General features: G+C 40.2%; 7 protein-coding genes. All 7 read right to left on the bottom strand.

Annotated features, from left to right (window positions below; translation table 11 throughout):
- Positions 1-3,127 (bottom strand): DUF4347 domain-containing protein (locus tag BFP75_RS10935; protein WP_123803408.1); only part of this gene is annotated, 3,127 nt, incomplete at its 3' end.
- Between the two features lie 845 nt (positions 3,128-3,972).
- Complete coding sequence (locus BFP75_RS10930; RefSeq protein ID WP_099545436.1) at positions 3,973-5,451, bottom strand: sensor histidine kinase; 1,479 nt, start codon at positions 5,449-5,451, stop codon at positions 3,973-3,975.
- 230 nt (positions 5,452-5,681) lie between these two features.
- Positions 5,682-6,569: a glycosyl hydrolase family 17 protein gene (locus tag BFP75_RS10925; protein ID WP_099545437.1), complete on the bottom strand. Its 888-nt coding sequence runs from the start codon at positions 6,567-6,569 to the stop codon at positions 5,682-5,684.
- Between the two features lie 4 nt (positions 6,570-6,573).
- The gene (locus BFP75_RS10920; protein ID WP_099545435.1) at positions 6,574-8,010 is read right to left on the bottom strand and encodes an MFS transporter; all 1,437 of its coding nucleotides are present in this window, start codon (positions 8,008-8,010) and stop codon (positions 6,574-6,576) included.
- A 15-nt stretch (positions 8,011-8,025) separates the two neighbouring features.
- Positions 8,026-9,306 (bottom strand): glycosyl hydrolase family 17, encoded by a 1,281-nt coding sequence (locus BFP75_RS10915; protein ID WP_123803406.1) that lies wholly within the window; start codon positions 9,304-9,306, stop codon positions 8,026-8,028.
- A gap of 5 nt (positions 9,307-9,311) precedes the next feature.
- The gene (locus BFP75_RS10910) at positions 9,312-12,746 is read right to left on the bottom strand and encodes a hypothetical protein (RefSeq protein ID WP_099545433.1); all 3,435 of its coding nucleotides are present in this window, start codon (positions 12,744-12,746) and stop codon (positions 9,312-9,314) included.
- A gap of 123 nt (positions 12,747-12,869) precedes the next feature.
- Positions 12,870-12,962, bottom strand: a 93-nt coding sequence (locus BFP75_RS22120; protein ID WP_240531739.1) for an ATP-binding protein, incomplete at its 5' end; no start/stop codon positions are given.

Genomic DNA, 12,962 nt, shown 5'->3' with positions numbered 1-12,962 from the left:
CTGGAGTACCGTCGTTGTCGTCATCGGTATCTGCGTTATCGCCTGTTCCGTCACCATCGGTATCGGTGTCCTCGTTTTCATCCAACGGGAAGTCGTCATCCGTATCTGGCGTTCCGTCGTTGTCATCATCCGTATCACATTGGTCAGCCATTAAATCACCATCATTATCATCTCCGGCAACTGTGAGCACCGCCGTATCTGTCGTCATGAGACCGTTAGCATCGGTCAAGGTAATCGTTATAGTATACTGACCTATATCTGCACAGTCAAAATTCGTGCGGTCTAGTGCGGTATTGGTCACTTCGCAATTATCATCGGAACTACTGATAATGTTCTCAGGAGCTATGGTAAGTAAACCATTTTCATCTAAGTTTAAGGTAATATCTTGTGTAATTAGTGTGGGAGGACTGGCATCTTCTACTGTCACAACAGCTGTGGTTGCATTGCTATTTCCGGCTATGTCGGTAACCGTTAAGGTCACGGTATTCTCACCTATATCCGCACATGTAAAATCGGTACGATCAAGGGCAAGTGCGGTCAAAGAACAGTTATCGGTTGAACCATTATTCATATCAGCTGGTACAATCACGGCATTTCCACTGGCATCCAACTGTACGGTAATATCTTGGCTTATGGCCACTGGATCGATCTGGTCCTGTACCGTAACTTCTGCATTTGCAGTTGATGTATTACCATTATTATCTGTCACCGTCAAGGTAACTATGTTAGGGTTAGTTGCAACATCGGAACAATTGAAATCTGTTTTATCCAGCTCTAAAGATGCAATTCCAAAATCATCGTTTGAACCATTATCCACAAGTTCTGCAGTTGTAGAACCAGTTCCCGAAGCATCCAACAGCACAACTACATTTTGTGCTATAGCGGTAGGGTTCACATTGTCTTGTACTTCAATATTCATGTTGTACGAAGAGGTGCTGATACCACCTCGGGAATCAACTACCCTGAAAGTAAAGCCAGCATAGGGGTCACCAAGTGAACCGGATGGGGAAATAAAGTTTAAAAGGGATATATCGCTGATCAAAGTTCCATCAAATACGTCGGACCCCTCGTATTCCAAGTCACCGGCCGTTTCCGCCGTTACAATACTTATTCCACCAAAGGTATCACCATCGGTATCATTGAAGGAAAAATCACTACTACCGAAAAAATAGTTGGAACCGCTGTCCATTTGAACCTGACCATCTGCACTTGTAGGTTTGTCATTATTAACGACTGTAATCGTAAATACTTTGGTTGTGGATGCCCCAAAAAGATCGGTAGAACGTACCGTAATATTGTAATCACCAGGGGTTAAAAGCGAAGAATTCGCCACGACCAAACTATTACCATTTACCGTGAACCTTCCACCTCCGTTATCAGCTAGGGAGTAATCATGTTGATCATCTGGATTGTTCACATCCGTAGTGGTGAGCGTTCCGATATTCGTATTCTCAGTGGCTCCTTCACTAATCGATGCATTTGACAACTGGATATCCGTGGGAGATTGATTACTACTGATGACTCCAATGGTAACCGTTCTTACGGCTGACTCTGCACCATTATCATCTTGTACCAATTTGTAAGTGAAGGAATCTACACCTTCATAATCGGTTGTTGGCACATAGGTGAAACTACCATCGTTGGTATCTAATGTTAAACTACCATTACTAACGTCTGAAACTTGGACTATGGTAAAATCATCGAGGTTTGCATCATAGTCGTTACTAAGGATACCACTTATAAAGTCTACGTTCAGGGTCGTATTCGGGGATGTGCCATAAGAATCGTCCTGTGCGGATGGTGGTATTGGTTCATCCGAAGCGGGTGCATTCTGGATATTGCCAAAAGTAACATTACCCTGCGAGTAGTTGTAAAAGCCGAACCTTCCCGGGGGGAACTGGGCAACGCCAGCGTCAGCCGCAGAAACGTTGAATTTTTCAACCCCGTTTACTTTTACACGTATATTATCTGCGGTATAAAGAATCTCGACCTGATAGGTTACGCCCGGGGACCAAGGATCATTATTTGGTCCTTGGGCTATTAATGTACCTGGTACGGAAGAAAAACTCGATGACTGGTTTTTATAATACAATAGATGGGCGCCACCGCTTCTTACTCCCATATTGACCCCAGCATTGTCCCAAGACCAAATATAGGTATCGTTTACACCATTAAAACCAAAAGCAAAACCAATATCGTCATTGTCTGTCTCACCAGAATTAACAGTTATCGTTCCCTTGAAGACTTCATTTAAATATCCAGATTCGGCGCTTAACAAATAAACCGGTTGACTTGTATTATTAGATTGAAATGCAGTTCGCCCGGTGCCATCAGGATACGTCCAAATACCATCACCTGCCGATCCTTCATCCACCTCTTCAAAATTTCTTAAATCGGCAAATGTCAAAGACTGTAGCGTATATGCGTAGCTTTTAACTTTTTCTGAAAAAGCAATGGACGATTCTATTGGACCTGTACTATACTCCAAATCCCAATCGGCGTTTAAGGAGGCGTGTCCTGTTAAATTGGTTGAAGCCGTCACATCCATACCAGTAAGTGAGGACATTAAGTCAACGGTTTTTTTGCCTTGAGTGGTCTCCGCTAAGGAGCATCCGTAAAGGAATAAATCGGCATCAGCAGAAATATGGTCTTTCCATGAATTTAGCTCCTTCGAGATCATATTTAGATCATCTTGCCAAAAACTATCTGAACCTATGGTCAATTCTGCTTGCTTCGCATGGCCCACAATATGAATGGACTGAAGCCCTTCGTATTTTTGGATTTCCTCGGTCATTTTAACTATTCCCTCAAAGTTTTTTGGGTCCAGAAGAATAATTTTGGAGTTAGGTAATGAAATACTCCGCGCTAATACTTCATAATCATCAAGAGACTTATCTATAAAAACCAGATGGGGTGTTCTCGCATTTTCGTTGCTCATACCGCTGGCAAATAGTCTAACATTGTTAGACACTAGAGATGATTTTTTATTTTCTTTTTCGGATTCCGCGGTGATTGTATGTGTCGTTCCGAAAGATTTCTTATCAGCAGCTACAAGGAGAGGGTGCGTTCGAGTGACAAATAGGCCAAAGATTAGGATTGCAAAGGTAAGGTTGGTTTTTATGCTCATGCTGGAAGTTTATTTCGATTTCAAAGCACAAACCTAATTAAACATGTAAGAATTATCTTATCTTTGTTGTAATCTTAATTGTTCTTGTTGTGTATTTCTAATTTTCTGTGGTAAGCATTAAATATGATGTATTTTGACAGTGACAAAACTATTATAACTCAACCAAAAACTCGCTTTGCCGAGAAGAGTTCCGAAAAACGAACCTTTCTCAGAACTGTTTTGTATTTGAATATATCCTTCAATCTGAACTATAAAAAATGTTACCGGCGCAATTATTTTCTTAGTATTTTTACGTCCGTAAAAACACTTAAAATCTACGTTCTTTAGTTACTTCTTGTATGTTGGTGTCCACAAAGGGATTTATTCAGGATTTCAACGTTTAACTAATTGAAAATAAAGTATTTGACTAAGCTAAATGCGGTCTGTCATCCCGACAAGCTAAAGCGATAAAGGTTTTCGTAGAAAGTTTACTTTCTTAAGAAAACCTTTCGCTTTTAGCTAAATTAAAGCTTAGCTTTAATTTGCAACAATAGCGATGTAAAAGGATTCTCCAAATCCGCTAATCCCTTCAATTTAGGCCTTTCGCACTTAGATATTAAAGCTTAGCTTTAAATTACAACAATAGTCATTTAATGGGACTCTTTAAATCTTAATTTCCTGACAATCAAAATAGTGGCTAGCAATAGCGAACTGCCTTTATAAATTCCAGTCCTTAAAAATTTTTTATATGTGGGCTAATCGAATAAAAACGCACTCATAAAAAATCATTTTGTCAAGTACTGTTTATATTCACCAGATACTTGTTCATGCTTCCCAAAAAGATTGAAGAAAATCGCAAGAACAAACTACATCACTACCTTTTGCCTAGGAATGCGTAAAATAAAATTAGTTCCCTTTCCATTTATACTTTCACAAACTAGTTGGCCGCCGTTCATTTCAGTGAAGTCTTTTGCTATTATTAGTCCAAAACCAGTTCCTTTTTCTCCATCGGTACCCAGACTGGTTTTTGGGGTATTTTTTTGTTCGACATTTTCATGCCAACCCACATGCATTCCAACCCCATAATCTTGAACTCCAACGTCAATACCTTCGGGACTACATTTGGACCAAAGCACAATTTTTTGACCATTTTCACTAAATTTAATGGCATTGGAAGTGAGGTTTCTCAGCACGACCAAAAGCATATTTTTATCAATAAAAATGGTCTTGCATGAGACATTAATTTCTATATCGATTTGTTTATCATTCGCCATTTTTTCAAATTCCTTTTTAATGGAGTAAAAAGTTGACTGTAAATCACATTCCTGCTTGTTCAAGGTAACCCCTTCCAATTGCTGGTAAGACCATTGTAAAAGTCCGTTCACCATAGTAATTTTATACGAAATATCACTTTTTAACTTACCGGTGAACATTTTCATTTTTTCATCTACTATTTCATTTTCCATGATATCAACAATCTGCTTTAAGTTGATTAAAGGTGCTCGTACATCATGGGTAATCAAAGAGAAGAGTTTGTTTTTAAGTTTATTTACTTTGATCAACTCGCCATTTTGATTTTCCAACCTCTGTTTGGCTATTTGAAGATTTTTGGTTTGCTTGTCAACCTCAATTTTTAATATCTCATTGGCTTTTACTTGCATTTTTGCATTTTCATCTTCTATATATTTGAATTTATAGCCAATTAGTATAGAAAAGAGTATTAATTGAAGCGTAATCAAAATAGAGCAAATCAAGACAACAAATTCCCTATCCAATGGCAAATAATCCATGGACAACCAAGTGGCTATATATAATATTCCGGATAATAATAAAGGGGTATTTGCATATAAATAATATGTATTGAACTTATTTGTTTTAAACAAAAGAATCCCGGAAACGATATTTACAATTACGGAAGCTAATGCTGTAAATGCGGCCAGCAGTTCAAGAATACCATTAAACCATATGTTTTTAGCGGTGAGTATATTGAATACATGCAAAATAGGTAAGCAAATTACCAAAGCAGTTAGAAACCTATAGGTTTTATGTAACCTAGGGAAATCTTTCCCTGTTATATTTAAATAATTCTGGGTAAACCTTAGCAATCCAAATGTGGTAAGCATTGCAGTAATCAAGGAAGCATAAAGGGCAAAACTTGCTAGGTCCGGACCAAAGGAACCTTCTATAAAAAAATATAGGCTCCAATGAAGTGCCAAGCCAAAAATTAGAATACTATAGTATAGTAAAATTCTATGTTTTAGTATAAAATATGAAAGGAGGTGGTAGGTCCCCAAAACACAAAAAATGGCTGTAAAAACAATTGTTGTTATATGATGTAAACCCATGGTTGCTAGAATGGAAATGTCAAGATAGGTCTAAGATTGTTTAAATTTTTAATTTTTGAAATGTTTTTATGACCTATTATCATAATTCCTTACTCTTGAAAAATAAAGATAACTCGCTACAGTCATTAATATCAATAAATCTAGATGGGTGCACCCAAAAAATAAAACTTACTTTGGAATTTGAATACCGGGGAATGCCGCTGTAGAAATTGGCGTTGCCCTTTTGTTTACTAAAATTTCAAACGTTCATTCGTATCCCAAAGCCCCCAGTAGGCACCAACATCACCTTCAGATCCAACTTTCCAGGATTCATCGAACGAGGAAAAATAGAAAATTTCAATTCCTTCTTCACGAGACCATTGTTGGGTATTGATAAAGTATTTCAAATAATTACTGTACGACGGATGGGCACCCTCTAATTTACTGCCCTTGCTTGGCCATCCGGTTTCCGTAATGATGACCCTTTTTCCATTTCCGGCCCTTTCCGCTTGACGTAGCATATCTTTCATGTAGAGCAAGGAATAATCCAAATCACAGCCTTCCCAAAAGGGATAGCAATTGGCCAAGATAATATCACAAACATCGGCAATTTTAGGTCTGTCCCTGAATTCGTAGTAGGCATCCACATAACCTACCGGAATATCTGTAATTGTTTTTTTGGCCCTTTTTATATAATGCAATAATTCATCTTCGGTAAGGTCACCTCGATACATGACTTCATTGCCCACCGCTGCTATGTCAATGACCCCTTCTTTGTTTAGTGCCTTCAAACCTGCCAATTCTTTTTCGTTCACCTCTTGGTCATTGCCAAGCCAAGCACCCACTAAGGTTTTTAGTCCGTATTCCTTGGCAATGCGTGGAATGTTTTCATTCCCCTCCGTACATGAAAATGAGCGCACCCATTGGGTGTAAGGCCTAATAATCTCTATTCTTCTTCTTATTTGTGCATCACTGAGTTGATCACCAGGTTTTTGGCCTTCAACATACGGACTAAAGCAGAGTCCGTGCATCCCTTCTTCCAAAACTTTCCTTGCCAAGGTTTTTAATTCCTCCTCGCTCTTCCCATGATAATCCAATGAGGCAAGTGACAAGAATTTTTCTTTTCTTCCTGATGACATATTTTTAGGTTTTTGCAGTATTTTTTCGGGCTTCCAAGGCGGCACGAATTTCATTAGCCCGCTCCTCTGATACATTATAATTACGCATAATCCACATAGCGACCAAAGTTCCTACCATAGGAAAAAAGCAGAAGAAAGCATGAAGGCCATCTACCGCACCTTGTTGCTCGGTCGTCGCCAACTCAGGATTGAATTCTACAAAGGCAATGATTGCCCCACTCAATGCCCCGGCCAAGGCAAAACCAACTTTTACCATCCACCAATAAATCGCGCCAAAAATTCCTTCTCGCCGCTTTCCGGAATTCAATTCATCAATATCGATGACATCGGCGGTCATGGACATCATGATGGTGAATAGGCTTCCAATCCCAAACGAGAAAAATGGCAAACCTATAATATACAGCCATGGTTTGCCGGGTACGAACAAAAAGTAAAGCATAATGTACCCTATAACTGAAATTGCCTGGGCGAGTATAAATGCTCTTTTCTTTCCCATTTGTTTTGACATCCAAGCCACGATCGGTATGACAATGAATGTGGTTCCTAACGCACCCAGACATCCAAATAATGCAACCCAAATACCAGTTGCCTCCGCATCACCATTAAAAAGTTTGTACACGATAACAAAGAAAGTCAATGCCGCCACGGTATTGAAGGCATTAAATATTAAAAATGTGGCACCACAGATTTTTCTAAATTCAGGTATTTTAAACGCTTCCTTGAAGCTTTTGAGTATTTTCATTAAACTACCCCCAATATTTGCAGCGTTCAAAGGTTCGTAATCTTCATGTAGTGTAGATTTGCTCTTAATGAAAATTGCGGGCACTATGGCCGCTAATGCACAGGGTATTGCGACCCAGATGGCAAGTTTCCTGACCGCAACGTCCGCGGAGGGAAACCAAGTTGGGTCATACATAATAATCCAGAACCATGGGGCTATTACCCAGGCCCACTGCCCGATCCATTGGGCCACGGCCATAATATTCGTGCGTTCGTGGAAATCATCGCTCATCTCGTAACCCATGGCTACATACGGTACGCTAAAGAAGGTTAGCCCCAAATAAAATACGATGGACCATATAAAGAAATACCAAAAATTATATTCTAGGGTATTGTCCTTATACAATTGCCACATAAATATATACGCAATGCCCATAATGATTCCGCCAATGAGAACATATTGGCGTCGGCGACCCCATTTTGATTTTGTGTTGTCAGAAATAAAGCCCATAATTGGATCAGTAATTGAATCGAAAATTCTGGGAAAAAAATAAATCAATGACCACATCCAGCCGGGAAATCCCAAATCCTGTACCAACACTACCATGAATATTCCCAATATTGCCGGGAACATCTGATTGGCGAACATGCCTATGCCAAAGGCCACTTTTTGTCCAAGGGCTACTTTTCTTACCGCTACTAATTCGTTTGTTGCACTCATATCGTTTGGTTGGTTTTAGTTGCTAATGTTAAAATTGATAGGGGGCAAGACAACCTCTTTCATAAGTTTGTCCAAGTCACCACCATAGGTTTTTGTTATCGGGTTTCCATCCCTTTTCATTCCTTCAAAGGTTCCCTCATCGACAAGATCCCAAAGGGCAAGTTTCGTGCTTCCATCTACCGTAAAAAGGCCAAAATGGTTTTCTGAACCTTTTGGGTTTGCGGAATCCTTCCAGGGTTCGTCAAACGCTTCAAAATAAAAGCATGAAATATTTTCTTCTTGGGTCCACTCGCGCATCAGCCCGTAATAGACGGCCGCTTTATATTCATCGCATGCCCTTGAGCCTTCCGCGCCATATAACCCTTCTGAATGGCTTGCCCAGCCCGTTTCGCCAATATGTACAGGTTTGTCAACATCCAAATTTTTCATGTAGGTCACCACATTCCCGTATTGGGATTTGGCATATTCCAAGGCACGTTTCATAGCTACGTTGATCTTCTCTGTCTTTGAAAGGGATTCTTCTTCCTTGGTAATGCCCCAAAACTGCGGATTGTAATGGGTATCGTGCATGGGGTAGGTATGTACCGATATGTAGTCAACGGCCTTGATCAATTCATCCAAGTCTTTGACATGGTATTCCGCACCACCACCGCCCCATGAGGCAAAATTATCCGAACTTGTAATCCATAAATCAGCGGGAAGTTGTCCGTCTTTTTTTAAGTCCTGTAAATGGTTCACCCATTTTAAAATGATACCCGGTTGCACATAATAGGACTCGGCCCATTTCACCATGGCCTCGTTACCCACTGCTATGACCTTTACAATATCTTGATACGTATTGGCCAAGTCAACGGCGCGCTTAATTTCATTGGCATTTTGTTCACTTTCGATATCGTGGTTCACAGGTTTGCCCGTCCATGCGTTTTTACAATCGATCCATGCACCCAGCATCACGTACATTTCAAATTTTTCGTCCTCTTGTTTTAATTCTCTAATAGCCTTTAACACGTTTGAAGCATGTGCCAACTGGACATTATAGGTTCGAAGGATTCGAATGCCCATGGCATACAATAGGCGCATATCTTCTTTCAATTGGGAAATTGTGGGTTGGATATCGCGTGAATTCTTTCGGTATCCTCCATATGAAATGGCTTGATATTCAGGATTTCCCAATATTTGTTCTGCCGTCACTTGTAGTTCTTGTTTTTGTTGCTGAGTAGGTTTTTCCTTCACTTTTTCCTTGCATGAAATTAAAAGCAATATGCTGATTAGTAATATGTTATGTTTTATTTTCATGACCTTCATTTTAATCGGGAAGGATTAAGAAACACCTCAATTTTAGAGATTGTTCCATCACGTTTGAAAATGGCTTTGGAAACTTCAATATCTAAACAAAGGGAAGCCAAGGATTTTTCCGTATCATCCGTAAATTTGATTTTTACCGAATCACTTTCGGCCAGGGTATAGAAAATAGGAACTTGACAATAGGTGAACACCAATGAATTTGCAGGGATTTCAAATTCTTTTTGGGTGCCATCCAAACCGATGTATTCGAATGTTTTAGCTTTTTCGAGAAACTCACTTTTGCGCAATAGGCAAGGATCAAAACACAAATTCCCATCTATGACAAAAACTCCAAGCTCCCCAAATCGGCTTAAAATATCTTCCTTCACCTGACCGGTCATCCCTGGTTGTTGGGCACCCTTGCCGGCAGGAGTATGCGAGTAGGGGTCAGTAGGGAAAGCACCATAAAGGGTAGGGGGCTTGTGTACCCCTATACCTTCGTTGATTTCGTACAAATGCGCCAACAACTTCCCAACGATTTCGTCACCAGCCCCTTCATGAATGGCTTTAAGACAGCATTCCTGTACGGCCAGTAACAGTTTTGAGACCATGTGCCAATAAATGGAGCCAAGGCCTTCATAGCCGTAAAAGGTACCTGACCTGCCGGTAAACGCCTTGTGGTTGAATACGTCTTCAAAAACTTGAAGCACGTATGTCCTCTCCAACTCCCACAAAGTTCCATAGAGGGAACGGTCTAGGGAATCCAATGCTTTGGCGACATCATTCCCATTGTTGAAGTTGCCATTAAAATGGTAGGTACCGTCAACCGATTCCACAATCAACTCTTTATTGCCGTCTTCAACAAGCTTGGTAAGTAATTTCGATTTTTGTACCGATGCTTTGGGAATGTTATTTTTCTCTAAAAACAACGGAAGGTTTTTGTTTGGGTATAACAAATAACTGTATTGGTCTTCCCTAAAAAGTTTACTTCGTTTAAGTGAGTCGAGTACCTTCAAGGCTGCCTTAGAGGATAAATAACCAGAACTCAAAACGGCGACCTGGCCTTCCAGCATTTCTTCGAGATAGGCAATGGATATTCCGTCACTGGCTTCAACAGACATCAAATTATAGGCGTGGTACAGCCCATCCTTTCTTTCATTGGCGTTTATGGAGTGCTCTAAAAATTCAAGGGCATTTAACGTAAATGATTGAAGTTCCGCAATATGTAGTTCCTTCTTTTTCCCAGAAAAGGAATTCTCGTAGATGTTCTTCCTAAAATCGTTTCCAGCTTTTCCAAGTCCATCCAAGATATTTTTTCGGGTTTTATTATCTATAGGGCGGGCCAAAGCTTCTTTATGGGCCGCTAAAGTTTTGGCGACGGAATCGAAAAATTGGTAACGCTCTACGGAAATGGAAATCTTGCTTCCTTCGGCTTTTTCAAATACCAGTTGAAAAAAGCTCAAAAATCGCCGTAAATAGTACAGGGTAACCATTGAAACGCCGTTTCCTACCAAAGCATTGTTCGCATCGTTCCATTCCGGACGTTGGGTGTTCATCCATATTCCGCCTTCTGGAATGAAATTGGATAGTTTTGTTAGGGTGGTAGCCAAAATCTTTTCTATAAAATTGGCACTGGCAATGTTGCCCGAAGCATCTAGTAGCAAGGCACCGTCGGCACCCATTTTCTCTCGGTGTTTTCTGATTTCCCTATCGGATTCCTCATCAAAAACGATGGTATCCTTAGGATTTTCCAAAAGCTGGTTGTACGACTTTATTTTATACGGAACGTTGGCATAGACAAATACCTCTTGGTCAAAAAGCTTTTCCAAGGCTTTTGGATTGTGGCTTTCATAGCTTTCCAAGAATTTAAGCAGATAGATGATCTGATGGTCCCCCCAATACCCTATATAACTCCATGGGTCTTCCGGTTCAATGATTTCCCAGTCAAAACCGCTTTTGGTTACCCTATAGGGATTGTATCCGTCAAAGGTCGATGCATTCAAAAATTTATGGATCATACCTTCCAAAAACACGGGATAGGACCTGGAAAGGGCTTCCCAGTTTTGAAAGATGTCACGCCAATTGCCTTCGTAATCCAAAATTTTTGACCCGTCCAGCTCGTTTCTGGTATTGATCGAGAAACGGTTCCAAGGCCGACTAGGATCACCGTGCCTTCGGCTAAATTTTAGGGGTAGGTATTCCAGGCAAAGTCGCTTAAAATGTACATCGTCACTTGATTCCGCTACAGTTTTTAGATCGTTGACAGAAAAGGACTCCGGTAAGGATTCTATTGTTTTGGCATGTTTTTCCGCAACTTTTTTATTGGCATTTTGGAGGTAGGTTGTATAATCCCATTTTTCAATGGTGTAATTGTTATCAAAAATGCCCCCACGCATAATATTGAATAAGGTATTGGAAAAATGCCTGGTATCCCTTAAAATATCCTTTGTGGCCTGTAGACCATCCGAAGCCGCACAAAGTCTTATTAGGTTATTCGTGCCCAAATCTATATCGTCCCGTATTTTTTTGAACAGATCTTTATCCTCCTTTATGCTTTTGGACAGGGCAATTATGGCACTATGGTCTTGATTTACATTTGCGATCAATTGCCAATCTTTGCTTGAATTTGGGTTCAAGGAAATCTCGGCATTAATGAAATAGGCCCCTTTTTCTGCCTTAACGTCGGTTTCCTCGCATATGGCACCTGTATTTCTAAAATCATCCAATTGAAGGGAGGAGACCAAATAATGCGGATTGTCAAGACCTAGGGACCACACCACATTGGCTTTTAGGGCTTCGCTGGGTTCGGCCTTGTCAACAATGATGGCGCTCAAAGCGTAAATGCCCATACCGGAATCTTTCAAAATTTCGTTTCGCTTGTAGGCATCGACCAAATTGCTTGAATTGGTCTGGGTATAGCTTCCCACGCCGTATGGAAGCACATTTTGGATTCCGTCCAAAACGGAAATTTCAACTTTTGAATCGCTGTTGTTCCCAATTTGGGCCTTGCGCACAAAACCATAGCGGTTACTTGAATTCCACTGATAGGAAAAAGTCAATTGAAGATTTTGGTTGGTTTCTTCAAAAATTATTTTGTTTCCGTACCGATTTTTATACAGGTTCCTAGTGATGTTGTAGGGGGTCTTCCCCAAATTGGAAAAGGGTTCCCATACCCACACCGTATCGTCCCTTTTAACCCTAAGAATGGTCTTGCTCCCCGTTATTTCTGCAGATTCTGTGATTTTATCATCCGTGTAGTAAGGAAATAGGGCGTATTCAGAATTTTTACGGCCAGCGGTCAATCCGCCATTACTGGAGATGAACATCCAATGGTTTGAATCACTTACGATGCTCATGAAAAACGGACGCATGGAATCGTAATTAGCTATTTTAAAATAGTTTTCCTTCTCTATTTCGATATATTCTAAGTGTACCTTGGGTTTTTCGGCCATTACTCGTTATAATTTGTTTTTTCTAAGATTTATTGGATAGGACGGTCAAAGTGAACCACCTAAAACGGATGAAAGTGAGCATAGCAAACTAAGTGCTCAAAATCGATTCCTTTGTGATTAAATTTACTGTTTATTTTTTAGTTTTTTTCGCATTGATTCTCCTTTAATGTTGATTCTGTGAGCTGTGTGTACCAGACGATCCAGAATTGCATCCGC

This window comes from Maribacter sp. 4G9 (genome assembly GCF_002742265.1).
Classification (GTDB): Bacteria; Bacteroidota; Bacteroidia; order Flavobacteriales; family Flavobacteriaceae; genus Maribacter.
This window is presented reverse-complemented; position numbering and strand designations above follow the sequence as displayed.